Origin of the sequence: Streptomyces sp. NBC_00568 (assembly GCF_026341855.1) — a bacterium.
Lineage (GTDB): Bacteria > Actinomycetota > Actinomycetes > Streptomycetales > Streptomycetaceae > Streptomyces.
This window is the reverse complement of the sequence record NZ_JAPENW010000001.1, coordinates 4,577,797-4,594,241: the sequence shown is the minus strand read 5'-3', so window position 1 is coordinate 4,594,241 and position 16,445 is coordinate 4,577,797. Positions and strand designations below refer to the sequence as shown.

Genomic DNA, 16,445 nt, shown 5'->3' with positions numbered 1-16,445 from the left:
GATCACTTGTCCGTGTACGGCGTGGCAGGTCACTTGCCCTGCGCGGGCCAGCAGGTGGGGTCGCCCTTGCACCACATGGTCTTCGTGACGGTGACCGTGACGGTGGGGTCGGGCTGTCCGTTCGGGGGGTTGTAGGTGGCCGGCGGGGTGGGGCCGTTGGTGGCGTTGCAGTCGCCCAGGCCGCTCACGCGGAACACCTGCTTCCCGCCGACGGTGGCCCGCAGGTCGCCGCGTACGCAGGCGCCGTCGACGGCGCGGGTGACCTTGCCCTTGACGACGATGTCCCGTCCGTCGCCGGTCTGGCCCTGGCAGTCGACGGACGCCACGGTGTTCTCCGTCGGCGAGGGTGACTTCCCGGGCGTGTAGACCTTGTTGGCGCTGCCGTAGTGCGCGGTGCAGCTGAGCCAGCGCACGTCCACGTGGCGCCGTTCGAGTTCTTTCGTCGCCGTCTGGTCGGTCGTGTAGGACACGGTGGCGGCGCTGAGTCCGTCCCCGGGCTCGCACGCGGCCACTCCGAACACGCCGGCCGCGCCCAGCCCGACGGCCATCAGCACCCGCCTGCGCCCCGTCCGGCTCCTGATACGCCTCAAAGCCCCCATGGACGGCAGCGTGCCACCGCACGGCGCGCCGCGGTAGACCGCATGCGGCCATCGGGCGCACAACCACCCGAAGGGGTTCCTCCTCCCGTGGCCGGGCGGGTCCCGGGCCGCTCGTCAGCCGAGCAGCAGCTGCCACTCCTGGAGTTCCACCAAGTTCCCCTCGGGGTCCTTGAGATGGGCGACGCGCATGCGGTCCGTCATGGGCGCCGGGCCGTGCAGCAGGGTCGCGCCGCGTGAGACGACCTGCTCGCAGTAGGTGTCGAGGTCGTCCACCCGCAGCACCACCAGCGAACGGTGCCCGGTGACCACGTCACCGATCTCGCCCAGGACCTCGGCCATCATCGCGCGGTCCTGGAGGGCGATGCCCGCCGACCCGGTGACGGGACTGAACTTCTCGTACGGGCCCTTCGCCGCGCCCGACTGGGGCTTGAGGCCGAGGACTTCGGAGTAGAAGCGATAGCAGGCGGCGAAGTCGGAGACGAGCAGCCGTACCTGGGCGAGTTCCATGGAATCCCTGCTGGATGTGCGGGTGACGGGTCAGGACCAGCGGCCGGTGCGGGCCAGCAGCAGTGCCGTGGCCACGGTCCCGGCCGTCGACGTACGCAGCACCGTACGCCCCAGATGGAACATCTTCGCGCCCGCCTCGGTGAAGATCGCGACCTCTTCCGGGGAGATCCCGCCCTCGGGGCCGACCACCAGGACGATCTCCCCGGAGCCGGGCAGGCCGGCCGTCGCGAACGGCTCGGTGCCGAGCTCTGGGTCCTCGTGGAGTACGGCGGCGAGATCGGCTTTGGCGAGAAGTGCGGCAACCTGTTTGGTCGTCATCGCGTCCGCGACCTCCGGGAAGCGCACCCGGCGGGACTGCTTGCCGGCCTCCCGGGCGGTGGCGCGCCACTTGGTGAGCGCCTTCAGACCCCGGTCGCCCTTCCACTGGGTGATGCAGCGGGAGGCGGCCCAGGGGACGATCGCGTCGACGCCGGTCTCGGTCATGGTCTCGACGGCCAGCTCGCCCCGGTCGCCCTTGGGCAGGGCCTGGACAACCGTGATGCGCGGCTCCTCGGCCGGTTCCTCGGCCACCGAGTCCATCTTCACGATCAGCCGGTCCTTGCCCTCGGTGTCGAGGACTACGCAGTCAGCCCAGCGCCCGGCCCCGTCGGTGAGCACGACGTCCTCGCCGGGCCGGAGCCGTTTCACGGAGACGGCGTGCCGTCCCTCGGCGCCGTCGAGGACGTAGCGTCCGCCGCCGCCCGCGTCGAAGTGCTCGACCAGGAACACCGGTGCCGTCATCGGGCCGCACCCTCTTCCGGGATCTCGTCGGTTGCCGACAACGCTGTCTTGGCGGCGGCGATCTCGGCGTTCAGTATCTCCACCAGCTGCCCGGCGGGCAGGTCGCGCGCCATGCGGTGGCCCTGTCCCGCCCACAGCGCCATGCCCTGCGCGTCGCCCGCCTTGGCGGCCGCCTTGCGCAGCGGCGAGGTCAGGTGGTGGATCTCGGGGTAGGCGGCGGGGGCGTACGGGCCGTGCTCGCGCATGAAGCGGTTGGCCAGCCCGCGCGCCGGTCGCCCGGAGAACGCGCGCGTGAGTTCCGTGCGGACGAAGAGGGGGTTGGTCAGCGCCTGCTTGTGCACGGCGTTCGCGCCGGACTCGGGGGTGGCGAGGAACGCGGTGCCGAGCTGGGCCGCGTTCGCGCCCGCGGCGAGGGCGGCGGCGATCTGGCTGCCGCGCATGATGCCGCCGGCCGCCACGATCGGGATCTGCACGGTCTCGCGGACCTGTGCGACCAGGGAGAGCAGCCCGACGCCCGTGCCGTCCGTCTCCGGGTTGTCGCGGTGGGTGCCCTGGTGTCCGCCGGCCTCGATGCCCTGCACGATGACGGCGGCGGCACCGGCCCGCTGCACGGCGAGAGCTTCCTCGGCCGTGGTCGCGGTGACCAGGGTGAGCGTTCCGGCGCGGCGCAGGGAGTCCAGCACGTCCTGGCTCGGCACGCCGAAGTGGAAGGAGACCACGGCCACCGGGTTGTCGAGGAGGACGGCGAGCTTGGCGTCGTAGCCGTCGTCGCGGCCGCTGTCCGGATCGCCGAGCTCGGTCTCGTACCAGGCGGCCTCACCCGCGAGCTGGTTGGCGTAGACCGTGACCGCGGCGGGGTCCGCATGCTCGGGCTGCGGCATGAACAGATTGACGCCGAAGGGACGTCCGGTCAGCCCGCGCAGCTGCTTGATCTCCTGGTACATGCCGTCGGCGGTCTTGTACCCGGCGGCGAGGAATCCGAGCCCGCCCGCCTCGGACACGGCGGCCGCGAGCTGGGGGACGGAAACGCCGCCCGCCATGGGGGCCTGCACGATCGGGTGAAGGAAGAGATCGGTCAGTGCGGAGGACATGACGGCATGTTGTCACGTCCCCAGAACAAGTCCGAATCCGGCCGTCCGCCCGGCATAGGCCACCGGGATGGGCGGGCACGGGGTGGCATTCCCACCCCGCGCCGCGCCTGGGTCAGCGACCGTTGAAGGCGTCCTTCAGCCGGGAGAAGAGCCCCTGCTGACCAGGCTGGAACTGACCGGTGGGCCGCTCCTCGCCGCGCAGTATGGCGAGCTCGCGCAGCACCCGCTCCTGCTCCGCGTCGAGCTTGGTCGGCGTGGTGACCTCGACGTGCACGATGAGGTCGCCGCGGCCGCCGCCGCGCAGGTGGGTGACGCCCCGGCCGTGCAGCGGGATCGACTGACCGGACTGGGTGCCCGGACGGATGTCGACCTCCTCCATGCCGTCGAGGGTCTCCAGCGGCACCTTGGTGCCGAGGGACGCCGCGGTCATCGGGATGGTGACCGTGCAGTGCAGGTCGTCGCCCCGCCGCTGGAAGGTCGAGTGCGGCAGCTCGTGGATCTCGACGTACAGGTCACCGGCGGGGCCGCCGCCGGGGCCGACCTCGCCCTCGCCCGCGAGCTGGATCCGTGTGCCGTTGTCCACACCGGCCGGGATCTTGACCGTGAGGGTGCGACGGGACCGGACCCGGCCGTCGCCCGCGCACTCGGGGCACGGGGTCGGGACCACGGTGCCGAAGCCCTGGCACTGCGGACACGGCCGCGAGGTCATGACCTGGCCGAGGAAGGACCGCGTCACCTGGGACACCTCGCCGCGACCGCGGCACATGTCACAGGTCTGCGCGGCGGTGCCGGGCGCGGCACCCTCGCCGTTGCAGGTGGCGCAGACGACGGCCGTGTCGACCTGGATGTCCTTCGTGGTGCCGAAGGCCGCCTCGTCCAGCTCGATCTCCAGCCGGATCATGGCGTCCTGGCCCCGGCGGGTGCGCGAGCGCGGTCCGCGCTGCGACGCCGTGCCGAAGAAGGCGTCCATGATGTCCGAGAAGTTCCCGAAGCCGCCCGCGCCGAAGCCGCCGGCGGCGCCGCCCTGCTGGGACAGCGGGTCACCGCCGAGGTCGTAGACCTGCTTCTTCTGCGGGTCCGACAACACCTCGTAAGCGGCGTTGATCTCCTTGAAGCGCTCCTGCGTCTTCGGATCGGGATTGACGTCCGGGTGCAGCTCGCGAGCGAGCCTCCGGAACGCCTTCTTGATCTCGTCCTGGGACGCGTCGCGGCGCACGCCGAGTACGGCGTAGTAGTCCGTGGCCACTTAGGACTCCGCCAGGATCTGTCCGACGTACCGTGCCACCGCTCGTACCGCTCCCATCGTTCCCGGGTAATCCATGCGGGTCGGGCCGACCACGCCGAGTTTGGCTACTGCCTCGCCGCCCGAACCGTAGCCGACGGAGACCACGGACGTGGAGTTGAGTCCCTCATACGCGTTCTCGTGCCCGATTCGCACGGTCATGCTCGAATCCCCGGCCTCTCCAAGCAACTTGAGGAGCACAACCTGCTCCTCCAGCGCTTCGAGCACCGGCCGGATGGTGAGAGGGAAGTCATGTCCGAAACGGGTGAGATTGGCGGTACCGCCGATCATCAGCCGCTCCTCGGTCTCCTCGACGAGTGTCTCCAGCAGAGTGGAGAGCACTGTCGAGACCGTACCCCGGTCCTCCGCCTCGAAGGCGTCCGGGAGGTCCTGCACGAGCTGGGGGACGTCCGCGAAGGGGCGTCCCGCGACCCTGCTGTTGAGCCGGGCCCGCAGATCCGCGAGCGACGTCTCACCGAACGGCACCGGACAGTTGATCATGCGCTGCTCGACCCGGCCGGTGTCCGTGATCAGCACGAGCATCACCCGCGCGGGGGCGAGCGACAGCAGCTCCACATGGCGCACGGTCGAGCGGGTCAGCGAGGGGTACTGCACGACGGCGACCTGCCGGGTGAGCTGCGCGAGCAGCCGCACGGTCCGGCCGACGACGTCGTCGAGGTCGACGGCACCGTCCAGGAAGTTCTGGATGGCCCGCCGCTCGGGCGCGGTCATCGGCTTGACTCCGGCGAGCTTGTCGACGAAGAGCCGGTACCCCTTGTCCGTGGGGATGCGCCCGGCGCTGGTGTGCGGCTGGGCGATGTAGCCCTCGTCCTCCAGGGCGGCCATGTCGTTGCGGACGGTCGCCGGCGACACGCCGAGCCTGTGCCGCTCGGTGAGCGCCTTGGAACCGACCGGTTCCTCGGTGCCGACATAGTCCTGGACGATGGCGCGCAGCACCTCGAGCCTGCGTTCACTGAGCATCGCGCACACCTCCAGAAGTCGACTCGATGGTCTTCGTGGCCTTCGTGGCTTTCGCCTGGCACTCAGCGCACGCGAGTGCCAACGTTCCCCGGCCAGTGTACGGCGGTGAGGCCCGACCCCGGCAAGGGCGGGCCTGCGATGTCGTGCGCTGCACCCGGTCACCGCTAGCGTCGCCGTATGAGGCTGACTTGGGAAGAGCTGGGGTGGGAAAGGGTGGCACCCCGGGTCGGGCGGAGGCGACTTCCGGTCTGGGACTGCACGGTCGGGCTCGTCGTCGGCGAGGGCGCGGCCCTGATGATCGACGCGGGGTCGAGCCTCGCGGAGGGCGCGTGGCTGCGCGCCGAGGCCGAACGGCTCCTCGGGCCGGAGCGCCGAGTGACGCACCTCGCACTGACCCACCCGCATTTCGATCATGTCTTCGGCGCGGCGGCGTTCACGGACGTGGAGGTCTTCGGCGCGGTCGGGCTGGACGCGGTCTTCGCGTACGAGTGCGAGGAGCTGCGCGCGGACGCCGTGCGCAACGGTCTCGACCCGGACGCGGCGGCCGAGGCGGCGGACCTGCTGGTCACTCCCCGGCACTCCGTGAGCGGCGAGTGGACCCTCGACCTCGGCGGCGGGCTCCAGGTGCTGCTGGCGAACGTCGGCCCGGGGCACACGGGCCACGACCTGGCGGTCCTGATCCCCGGCGCACCCGGGCCGCCCTCACCGGCGGAGCCACCGGGGTCGACCGAGATCGTCTTCTGCGGGGATCTGGTGGAGGAATCCGGCGAACCCCAGACGGGCCCGGACGCCGTACCGTCGCACTGGCCTGCCGCCCTGGACCGGCTGGTGGACCTGGGCGGGGAGGACGCGGTGTACGTGCCGGGGCACGGGGCGGTAGTGGACGCGGCGTTCGTCCGGGCGCAGCGGGAGGAGCTGGCGACGCGCTTCGGCGTGTCGTAGGGATCAGCACACCGCCCGCCCGCCGCTTCTCCTATCGTCATCCGAATGCGCCAGTACTCTCCGGACCTCACTCCGCCGTGGAAGAAGCCCAAGCCCGTGCCCGAGGTCCCGGCGGACCCGGGTCTGGTGGTCGAGGAGCCCGGCACCGGCTTCTGCGGTGCGGTGATCCGCTGCGAGGCGGGCACGGTGACCCTGGAGGACCGCTTCGGCAAGCACCGGGTGTTCCCGCTAGAGCCGCGCGGCTTCCTCCTGGAGGGCAGGGTGGTGACGCTGGTGCGCCCGACGGCCGGGGGGCCCGTGCGTCCCAGCCGTACGGCGTCCGGCTCGGTGGCGGTGCCCGGTGCCCGCGCCCGGGTCGCGCGGGCCGGACGCATCTACGTCGAGGGCCGCCACGACGCCGAACTGGTCGAGCGGGTGTGGGGCGACGACCTGCGCATCGAGGGCGTCGTCGTGGAGTACCTGGAGGGCGTCGACGACCTTCCCGCGATCGTCGACGAGTTCGGCCCGGGCCCGGACGCCCGGCTCGGCGTCCTCGTCGACCACCTGGTCCCCGGTTCGAAGGAGTCCCGGATCGCCGAGGCGGTCACGAGCGACCACGCCCTGGTGCTGGGCCACCCGTACATCGACGTCTGGGAGGCCGTGAAGCCGTCCTCCGTGGGCATCCCGGGCTGGCCCCGGGTACCGCGCGGCCAGGACTGGAAGACGGGCGTGTGCCGGGCCCTGGGCTGGCCGGAGAACACCGGCGCGGCCTGGCAGCACATCCTGTCCCGGGTGCGCTCCTACAAGGACCTGGAGCCGGAACTCCTGGGCCGGGTGGAGGAACTGATCGACTTCGTCACGGCACCGGAGTGACGCGGAGGCTGCCGACGTCATCGGGGCCGCCCGAGCCGTCGGGCCCGGAGGCACCGACGCGTCCGTCGGCCTCGCGAGTCCGCTCCCGGTGGCCCGTCTCGTCCGGCTGCCCCCGGTACGAAACCGGCTGCTTCTTGTAGCCGAACCACAGCTCGGGTGCCCACCGCAGAAGCGCCTTCACGTACGCCTTGTGGGATTCGCCGACGTCGACGCGGTACCGGAGCCGGGGCAGATCCGGCCGGAGCGGGTCCGTGTCGCGGACGAACTTCCACAGCAGCGGGTCGTCGCCGTCGATCTCGTCCCGCGGGCACAGCTCGACCGTGCGGATGAAGTCTTTGTAGCTTCTCGCCCAGTAGACGCCCACCCCCGCGAGAGAGTCCCAGCGGATCAGCGCGACCTCCTTGCCGCGTATCCACCAGAAGCCGTTCGCGTCGAAGGCGGTGATCCAGTGCCGGGCCCGCCAGCGGGAGACGAGCAGGAACACCCCGCCGAGGCCCACCGCCATCAGGGGGCCGGCCAGGATCCACGCAAAGCCGATACCGCCGCTGTCCGCGGCGATCCAGCACCCCATCCCGCCGACCCCGAGGTTCGCCGTCCCGACCGGCAGTCCGAACAGGAGCCTGCGCAGTCCGTACCGCAGGACGGTCGCGTCCTCGGCCGGCCACTTACCAGCGATCATGACCGCGGACTGTACGTGACCAGGAGTTCAGTCCACCAGATCCCGGACCACGGCGTCCGCGAGCAGTCGCCCGCGCAGGGTGAGGACGGCGCGGCCGGCGTCGTACGGACCGGCTTCGAGGAGCCCGTCGGACAGCGCGCGGCGGGAGGCCGCGAGCCCGTCGGGGCGGAGCAGGGAGAGCGGGCAGCCCTCCCGCAGCCGCAGTTCGAGAAGGATGCGCTCGACCCGGCGGTCCTCGTCGGAAAGCAGTTCACGCCCGGCGCCCGGCGAGCGGCCCGCGGCCAGTGCGGACGCGTACGCCCCGGGATGCTTCACGTTCCACCAGCGAACGCCGCCGACGTGGCTGTGCGCTCCGGGGCCCGCGCCCCACCAGTCGGCGCCGCGCCAGTACAGCTCGTTGTGCAGACAGCGGCCGGCCTCGGAGGTGGCCCAGTTCGACACCTCGTACCAGTCGAAGCCCGCCGCCGACATCACCTCGTCCGCGATGAGATAGCGGTCCGCGTGCACGTCGTCGTCGGTCATCGGGACCTCGCCGCGGCGGATGCGGCGCGCGAGCTGCGTGCCCTCCTCGACGATGAGGGCGTAGGCGGAGATGTGGTCGGGACCGGCGCCGAGGGCCGCTTCGAGCGATGCCCGCCAGTCGTCGTCCGACTCCCCCGGCGTGCCGTAGATCAGATCAAGGTTCACATGCGCGAAGCCGGCCGCACGGGCCTCGGCGACGCAGGCCTCCGGGCGGCCGGGGGTGTGCGTGCGGTCGAGCACCTTCAGGACGTGCTGCCGGGCACTCTGCATGCCGAAGGAGACACGGTTGAAACCGCCGGCGCGCAGGGTCGCGAGGTACTCCGGGTCGACCGACTCCGGGTTCGCCTCCGTCGTGATCTCCGCGTCGTCCGCGAGCCCGAACTCGTCCCGGATCGCCCCCAGCATCCGTACGAGATCGTCGGCGGCCAGCAGTGTGGGCGTACCCCCTCCGACGAAGACCGTGCGGACGGGGCGCGGGTCGTCGCCGAGCACCTTGCGGGCGAGGCGGACCTCGTCGATCAGGGTGTCCGCGTAGTTGTCGCGGGAGGCGAGCACGCCGCCGGTGCCCCGCAGCTCGGTCGCCGTGTAGGTGTTGAAGTCGCAGTAGCCGCAGCGGGTCGCGCAGTACGGCACGTGGAGGTAGAACCCGAGGGGCCGCTCGGCCTCCCCCAGTGCCTTAAAGGCCTGGGAGGGACCCCCAGCGGCCAGGGCGTGCGCGGGCAGCGCCCCGTCGTCGGGGACGGGCTCACCGTCGGGAAGTGCGGAAGGCATGCGTTCCATTGTCCAGTACGGGCGGGGTACGCGTTCCCGTCCCGCCTCGGGGCCGTCTCGGGCCCGCCCGGACGACCGCCCCGGGCCCGCCCGGACGACCGCCTCGGGCCCGCCCGGACGACCGCCTCGGGCCCTCCTGGGCGACCGCCCCGAACCGTCGGAGGTGCGCGTCCCGTGCCCGACCGGAGCCGCCGGACCCCCTGCAGCGCACCGCCCCGGATGCGCCCCGGCGCCCGCCCCGGTGTCGGCTGTCGCGCCATCGGATGTGCGGCTGTCGCCTACTGCGCCTGTAACACCAGCAGGGCCATGTCGTCCTCCGGCGGGCGGGTGCCGAATGCGTGGACCAGTCCGCGGATCCGTTCGGCGATCAGCTCGGCGTTCAGGCCGGCGCAGCCCGCGAGGGCCTGCGCGAGACCGTCGTCGTCGTCGAACTGGCGGGAGCCGTCGCGCCGCTCCGTCACACCGTCGGTGACGCACAGCAGGGTGTCACCGGGGTACAGATCGAAGGACTCGGAGGTGTATTCGGGGTCCTCGAAGACGCCGAGCAGGGTCTGCGGCCGGGCCACTTCCCTCACGTCGCCGGCGGGGTCCAGCAGCAGCGGCAGCGGATGCCCGGCCGAGGCCAGGGTGCAGCGCACTCCGCCGTCGAAGGGGACCAGCTCGCCGTACAGCATGGACAGGAAGCGCGTCTGCGGGCCGAGGTCGGTGCCGAGCCCGGGTCCCCCCGCGGCCACCAGCGCGCGGGCCGCCGCGTCGGCGGCTTCCGTCGCGTCGTCCAGGAGGAGCTGGTTGAGCCGGTCGAGGACGTCCGCGACGTCGTAGCCCTCGCGGGCCAGCAGCCGCAGCCAGGGCCGGGCCAGACCGATCACGACGGCGGCCTCGGGTCCCTTGCCCTGGACGTCGCCGACGGCGAAGCACCAGCGTCCGTCGCCGGCCGGGAACACGTCGTAGAAGTCGCCGCTGGGCCCGCCTTTGTCGAGCGGCTCGTAGACGAGGGCGCTGTGCACCCCGGGGATCTCGGCGACCGCGCCCGGCAGCAGTCCGCGCTGCAGGACCCGGCTGATGGTGGCCTGGCGCGCGTACTGGCGGGCCGCGCCGATGGCGAGGGCGATACGGCGGCTGAGGTCCTCGACGAGCCCGGTGACCTCGTCGGGGAAGGCGGGCAGTCCGGCCCGCCCGATGACGAGCGTGCCCAGCGGCCGGCCGCCCGCGATCAGCCGGTACGCCAGCGCCGCACCGGTCGCGCCGCGGGCGCCCAGCGCCTCGCCGGGCCAGGGCACCGGGACGGCCCGGGACCGCACCGCGTCGGGCAGCCGCGGCGGGTCGTTCTCCAGGGAGCGGCGCAGCCCCTCGATGAGGTTCTCGCTGCCGTGCCAGACGCGGGCGAGCCGGGGTCCGAGGGCGAGGCCGAGCCCGCCCGCCCGGTCGGTGGCCTCGTCCTCCAGCCACACGGCGCACCAGTCGGCGAGGCGTGGCACGAGGAGCTGCCCGGCGAGCGCGGCGACCAGGTCCTCGTCGAGCTGCCCGGCGAGCAGGTCGGAGGCCTCGGCGAGAAAGGAGAGGGCTCCCCGGCCGAGCCAGTCGTGGCCCCGCGCGGTACTCCGAGGCACCCCGGGGGCGGATATCGCGGGGTGGAACCCGGCGTCGGCCCTCGGCCGGAACCCCGGGGCCCGCCCCTCGGCGTACCCGACGCTCCTGCCCGGGTCCGCCCCGTCCGCGGCGCCCGTGAGACCGTCGGCGTCGGGGAACCCGCCCATTCCGGGGAGGCCGTCGGGGTCCGCGAACCGACCGGCCCGAGGCAGGTCGTCGGCGTCCGCGAATCCACCGGAGCCGTGCAGGTCGTCCGCCTCCGCGAATCCACCCGTCCCGTGCAGATCGTCCGCGAACGCGTCCGCCCCGGGCGGGGCCCCGGCGCTCCCGTCGGTCAGCAGCCGCGCCCACACCGTCTTGACGCCCGGGCGGTAGGTGATCCCCCAGGCCTCGGAGAGCGCGGAGACGAGACCCAGACCGCGCCCGTACTCCGGTGTTCCGTAGGAGCGTTCGGCGCTGTCGTCCCGTATGGCGCGGGAGGGATGGTGGTCGGAGACCTCCACGACCAGCGGGCCGGACGAGCCGTCGGCCGGGTTCTCCAGACGGCACAGCAGCTCGACATCGGTGCCCGCGTGCACGACGGCGTTGGTGACGAGCTCGCTGACCACCACCGCGGCGTCGTCGGTGAGCCGGTCGTCGATGATCTCGGCGCCGGGCAGGGCCAGTCCGGCCCAGCTCACGAGCGTGTCGAAAAGGAACCGGCGGGCGGCCCCGGGGGCGAGCGGAGTGCCCGGCAACGACGTACGGGCGACGGCGTCCTGGCCGGCGCGGTGGTGCGCGGGCGCGTCCGGGGCGCACGCCATGGACTCCCGTTGCGTCGGAATGGCCCCCACTGTGCGGCTCCCTGGGCAGTTCGGACGAATACACCTCGGACGATGCGGACAGGGTGACAGACTGGCGGCGCCCATAAGCACCGAGTCACCGAAGTGGGCCGTCATGAGTGAGAACAGTGGTATGCATGTGCTCGAAGACGGACAGATTCGAGCATCGGACCTGCGCCCCCTGCTCGCCGCGATGACCGCGGCACGGGACGGCGACTTCGGCAAAGTGCCCGAGGCGGGGCACGGGCTGGTCGCCGAACTGAGCGCCCTGTTCAACCAGATCATGGACCGGAGCTCCCACTTCAACTCCGAGGTGCAGCGGGTCCGCAGGGAACTGGTGCGGCACGGGCGGCTCGACGAGCGGCTGGCGGCCAGCCCGGGCCAGGGCAAGTGGACGACCCGCGTCAATGACGTGAACCAGCTGCTGGACGCCCTGGTGGCGCCCGCGGCGAACGCGACCCGCGTCCTCGACGCGGTGGCCGGCGGCGATCTGACCCAGCGCGTCGATCTGCACGACGGCAACCGTCAACTGCGCGGGGACTTACGCCGGCTGGGGCGCGCCGTCAACAAGATGGTCGACCAGCTGTCCCTGTTCACCGGCGAGGTCACCCGGGTGGCCCGCGAGGTCGGCACCGAGGGGCGGCTCGGCGGGCGCGCCAAGGTGACGAGCCTGTCCGGGAGTTGGCGGGACGTGACCGAGGCGGTCAACACGATGGCGTCCCGGCTGACGGCCCAGGTGCGGGACATCGCCCTGGTGACCACGGCGGTGGCGCGCGGCGACCTGACCCGTACGGTGACGGTCGAGGCGACCGGCGAACTGCTCGAACTGAAGCTCACCGTGAACACGATGGTCGACCAGCTCTCCGCGTTCGCCGACGAGGTCACCCGGGTGGCCCGCGAGGTCGGCACCGAGGGCCAGCTCGGCGGCCGGGCGCAGGTCCGGGGGGTGTCGGGTGTCTGGAAGGACCTCACCGACAACGTCAACTTCATGGCCTCGAACCTGACTTCGCAGGTCCGCAACATCGCCCAGGTCACCACGGCCGTCGCCAACGGCGACCTCAGCCAGAAGATCACGGTCGACGCGAAGGGCGAGATCCTCGAACTGAAGTCGACCATCAACACCATGGTCGACCAGCTCTCCGCCTTCGCCGACGAGGTCACCCGCGTCGCCCGCGAGGTCGGCACCGAGGGCAACCTCGGCGGCCGGGCCCAGGTCCGGGGCGTGTCCGGCGTCTGGAAGGACCTCACCGACAACGTCAACTTCATGGCGGACAACCTGACCTCGCAGGTCCGCAACATCGCCCTCGTCTCCACCGCCGTGGCCCAGGGCGACCTCGGCAAGAAGATCACCGTCGAGGCGAAGGGCGAGATCCTCGAACTGAAGTCGACCATCAACACCATGGTCGACCAGCTCTCCGCCTTCGCCGACGAGGTCACCCGCGTCGCCCGCGAGGTCGGCACGGAAGGCAACCTCGGCGGCCAGGCGCAGGTCCGGGGCGTGTCCGGCGTCTGGAAGGACCTCACCGACAACGTCAACTTCATGGCCCTGAACCTCACTTCGCAGGTCCGCAACATCGCCCAGGTCACCACGGCCGTCGCCAACGGCGACCTGTCGAAGAAGATCACGGTCGACGCCCGGGGCGAGATCCTGGAGCTGAAGGACACCGTCAACACGATGGTGGAGCAGCTGCGCGCCTTCGCCGACGAGGTGACCCGGGTGGCCCGCGAGGTCGGCACCGACGGCCGGCTCGGCGGGCGCGCCCAGGTCCTCGGCGTCTCCGGGGTCTGGCGGGACCTGACCGACAACGTGAACTACATGGCGGACAACCTGACCTCGCAGGTCCGCAACATCGCCCAGGTCGCCACGGCGGTGGCCCAGGGCGACCTCTCGAAGAAGATCGATGTGGACGCCCGCGGCGAGATCCTCGAACTGAAGACGACCATCAACACGATGGTCGACACCCTGTCGTCGTTCTCCTCCGAGGTCACCCGGGTGGCCCGCGAGGTGGGCTCGGAGGGCCAACTCGGCGGCCAGGCGCGGGTCGAGGGCGTGTACGGCACCTGGAAGCGCCTGACGACGAACGTGAACGAACTCGCCTCCAACCTCACCACCCAGGTCCGCGCGATCGCCGAGGTGGCGTCCGCGGTGGCCCAGGGCGACATGTCCCGCTCCATCACCGTGGAGACGCAGGGCGAGGTCGCGGAGCTGAAGGACAACATCAACCTGATGGTGGCCAACCTCCGCGAGACCACCCGCGCGAAGGACTGGCTGGAGTCGAACCTCGCCCGCCTCGCCGCGCTGATGCAGGGCCATCGCGACCTGATGGAGGTCGCCGACCTGATCCTGCGCGAGCTGACCCCGCTGGTGAACGCGCAGTACGGCGCCTTCTTCCTGGCCGACCCGGAGGAGGACGAGGCGTCCCTGCGTACGGCGGTGCCCGCCAAGGGACTTGCCTTCATCGCCGGGTACGGCTCGGCACAGGGCGCGACCGTCGACACGGGCGGCATGCCGGTGCACGGCCTGGTCCGGCAGGCGGCGCGCGAGAAGAAGCGGATCCTCGTCGAGGAGGCACCGCCGGACTACATCAAGATCAACAGCGGGCTCGGGGAGGCGGCTCCCGCCAGTGTCGTCATCATCCCGATCCTGTTCGAGGACAAGCTCCTCGGTGTCATCGAACTCGCCTCCTTCTCCCGCTTCTCCGACGTCCACCTCGCGTTCTTCGACCAGTTCGTGAACACCATCGGCGTCGCCATCAACACGATCATCGCCAACTCCCGCACGGAGTCCCTGCTCGGTGAGTCCCAGCGCCTGGCCATCCAGCTCCAGGACCGTTCGGACGAACTCCAGTCGCAGCAGGCGGAACTGCAGCGGTCCAACGCCGAACTGGAGGAGAAGGCGGCTCTCCTCGCCACCAGTTCGCAGTACAAGTCGGAGTTCCTGGCCAACATGTCGCACGAGTTGCGCACCCCGCTCAACTCCCTGCTGATCCTCGCCCGGCTGCTCTCCGACAACCCCGACGGCCGTCTCTCCGACCAGGAAGTCCAGTTCGCGACGACCATCCACCGATCGGGATCGGACCTCCTCCAGCTCATCAACGACATCCTCGACCTGTCGAAGATCGAGGCGGGCCGGATGGACGTACGCCCCAAGAAGCTGCCGCTCATCAAGCTGCTCGACTACGTCCACGCCACCTTCCGCCCGCTCACCCTCGACCGGGGGCTCTCCTTCGAGGTGGCCGTCGGCGAGGCCGTACCGCGCGAGATGTACTCCGACGAGCAGCGGCTCCAGCAGATCCTGCGCAACCTGCTCTCCAACGCGATCAAGTTCACCGCGAGCGGCAGCGTCGAACTGCGCGTCGACCGCGTCAAGGACCCCGATCACGCCTCCACCCGCGAGAACGGCGACCACGTGATCGCCTTCGCCGTCTCCGACACCGGCATCGGCATCGCCGCGGAGAAACTGCCGGTGATCTTCGAGGCGTTCCAGCAGGCCGACGGCACCACCAACCGCAAGTACGGCGGTACGGGCCTCGGGCTGTCCATCAGCCGGGAGATCGCCGGGCTGCTCGGCGGCCGCATCGTCGCGGAGAGCAAGCCGGGCGAGGGTTCCACCTTCACGCTGTACGTTCCCGTGGTGAGCCCCGGGCACGCGGCGACCGGGCCCACGCACGAGGACCATCTCGTGCCGATCCCGGAGCAGTTGTCCAGCGAGCCCTACACCGTCCACGACACCGACGACGCCTGGCCGGCCCCCACCAAACTGGAGGCCTGGAAGTCCGGCCGGGCCGGTCATGTCCTGCCGGGACGAAGGGTGTTGATCGTCGACGACGACATCCGCAATGTCTTCGCGCTCACCCATGTGCTCGGCCGGGTGGGCATGCCCGTCCTGTACGCGGAGAACGGCCGCGAGGGCATCGAGACCCTGGAGCGCAATCCCGACGTGGAGCTCGTGCTGATGGACATCATGATGCCGGAGATGGACGGCTACGAGACGATCTCCGCCATCCGCCGCACCCCTCGCTGGACGGGGCTGCCCATCGTCGCGCTGACCGCGAAGGCGATGCCCGGCGACCGCGAGAAATCCATCGCGCGGGGCGCCAACGACTACGTACCGAAACCGGTGGACGTCGACCAGCTCCTCACCGTCGTCTGCGCCCTCCTCGACCCCGAGGGCACGGACGAGGGGGACCGGGCCGACCTGGCCGCGACGGGCGCCGCGGAGCCGGAGGGGCACCCCGGTACATCGGGAACGGGCGCCCCGGCGGCGTCGGCGAAGGCGCCGCGAAGGCGAGGCACCGAGACATCGCGGACCGAGTGAGGCACCGTCATCATGAGCGCTGAGGCAACGACCGGCGAGCGCGCGAGCATCCTCCTCGTCGACGACATGGAGGACAACCTGATCGCGCTGGAGGCCGTCCTGGGGTCCCTCAACGAGCCGCTGGTGCGGGCGCGTTCGGGCGAGGAGGCGATGAAGGCGCTGCTGCGGCAGCGGTTCGCGGTCGTCCTGCTCGACATCCGGATGCCGGGCATGGACGGATTCGAGACGGCCGCGAACATCAAGAGGCTCGACCAGACCAAGGACGTGCCCATCATCTTCCTGACGGGCACGGACGCCGACGCGGGCTACGCCTTCCGCGGGTACGCGACCGGGGCCGCCGACTATCTGACCAAGCCGTTCGACCCGTGGGTCCTGCGCGCCAAGGTCACCGTCTTCCTCGACCTGCACCGCAAGAACCGGCAGCTGGAACGCCTGCTCGCCCGCGAACAGCGGCAGTTCGACGAACTCGCCGACGGCCTGAGGAGGATCGAGACGGACATGGCGGCCGGCACCCTCCAGGACGTGCCCGAACTCCGTGACCGCATACGGCAGCTGGAGGAACTGCTGCGAGAGATGCGGCGGGGGCGGGACGCGTAGGAACGGGTCGGGGCGAGGCGCGTGGGAACGGGTCGGGGGCGGGACGCGTAGAGCCGCACCGCTCGGTCGCGGTGAAGCCCCGCACGCCCCGCCCCCGTGGAACCCAGGACCGC

The 16,445-nt window shown here is 71.5% G+C and carries 13 protein-coding genes; 4 read left to right on the top strand and 9 right to left on the bottom strand.

Annotated features, from left to right (window positions below; genetic code table 11):
• Positions 1-29: 29 nt before the first annotated feature.
• The 6 genes from OOK38_RS19945 to hrcA form a co-directional block, all read right to left on the bottom strand.
• On the bottom strand, positions 30-548 hold the full coding sequence (locus tag OOK38_RS19945; protein ID WP_266758613.1) for a hypothetical protein: 519 nt from the start codon (positions 546-548) through the stop codon (positions 30-32).
• 165 nt (positions 549-713) lie between these two features.
• Entirely contained in the window at positions 714-1,106 is a 393-nt protein-coding gene (locus OOK38_RS19940) for a VOC family protein (protein ID WP_266758615.1), read from the bottom strand.
• Positions 1,107-1,136: 30 nt separating this feature from the next.
• A complete protein-coding gene (locus tag OOK38_RS19935) occupies positions 1,137-1,886 on the bottom strand; it encodes a 16S rRNA (uracil(1498)-N(3))-methyltransferase (protein ID WP_266758617.1) in 750 nt (249 codons plus the stop codon).
• A complete protein-coding gene (locus tag OOK38_RS19930; RefSeq protein WP_266758619.1) occupies positions 1,883-2,977 on the bottom strand; it encodes a nitronate monooxygenase in 1,095 nt (364 codons plus the stop codon). Before OOK38_RS19930 ends, OOK38_RS19935 begins: the two co-directional genes overlap by 4 nt.
• Before the next feature lie 112 nt (positions 2,978-3,089).
• On the bottom strand, positions 3,090-4,223 hold the full coding sequence (dnaJ, locus tag OOK38_RS19925; RefSeq protein ID WP_266758621.1) for a molecular chaperone DnaJ: 1,134 nt from the start codon (positions 4,221-4,223) through the stop codon (positions 3,090-3,092).
• Positions 4,224-5,240 (bottom strand): heat-inducible transcriptional repressor HrcA, encoded by a 1,017-nt coding sequence (gene hrcA, locus OOK38_RS19920; RefSeq protein WP_261702658.1) that lies wholly within the window; start codon positions 5,238-5,240, stop codon positions 4,224-4,226.
• 177 nt (positions 5,241-5,417) lie between these two features.
• Between hrcA and OOK38_RS19915 the strand changes: the two genes are divergently transcribed.
• Complete coding sequence (locus tag OOK38_RS19915) at positions 5,418-6,182, top strand: MBL fold metallo-hydrolase (RefSeq protein WP_266848622.1); 765 nt, start codon at positions 5,418-5,420, stop codon at positions 6,180-6,182.
• A 45-nt stretch (positions 6,183-6,227) separates the two neighbouring features.
• Positions 6,228-7,034, top strand: a complete 807-nt coding sequence (locus OOK38_RS19910; RefSeq protein ID WP_266758627.1) for a DUF3097 domain-containing protein — start codon at positions 6,228-6,230, stop codon at positions 7,032-7,034.
• Here the strand turns inward: OOK38_RS19910 and OOK38_RS19905 are convergent.
• From OOK38_RS19905 to OOK38_RS19895, 3 genes are all read right to left on the bottom strand, one after another.
• Entirely contained in the window at positions 7,018-7,713 is a 696-nt protein-coding gene (locus OOK38_RS19905) for a hypothetical protein (RefSeq protein ID WP_266758629.1), read from the bottom strand. The genes OOK38_RS19910 and OOK38_RS19905 overlap by 17 nt on opposite strands.
• 27 nt (positions 7,714-7,740) lie before the next feature.
• Positions 7,741-9,006 (bottom strand): radical SAM family heme chaperone HemW, encoded by a 1,266-nt coding sequence (hemW, locus tag OOK38_RS19900; protein ID WP_266758631.1) that lies wholly within the window; start codon positions 9,004-9,006, stop codon positions 7,741-7,743.
• A gap of 278 nt (positions 9,007-9,284) precedes the next feature.
• The gene (locus OOK38_RS19895; RefSeq protein WP_266758632.1) at positions 9,285-11,429 is read right to left on the bottom strand and encodes a SpoIIE family protein phosphatase; all 2,145 of its coding nucleotides are present in this window, start codon (positions 11,427-11,429) and stop codon (positions 9,285-9,287) included.
• Between the two features lie 181 nt (positions 11,430-11,610).
• Here OOK38_RS19895 and OOK38_RS19890 point away from each other — a divergent pair, with 181 nt between their 5' ends.
• Positions 11,611-15,735, top strand: a complete 4,125-nt coding sequence (locus tag OOK38_RS19890) for a HAMP domain-containing protein (protein ID WP_266765683.1) — start codon at positions 11,611-11,613, stop codon at positions 15,733-15,735.
• Between the two features lie 12 nt (positions 15,736-15,747).
• Positions 15,748-16,332: a two-component system response regulator gene (locus tag OOK38_RS19885; RefSeq protein ID WP_266758633.1), complete on the top strand. Its 585-nt coding sequence runs from the start codon at positions 15,748-15,750 to the stop codon at positions 16,330-16,332.
• The last annotated feature ends 113 nt before the right edge of the window (positions 16,333-16,445 follow it).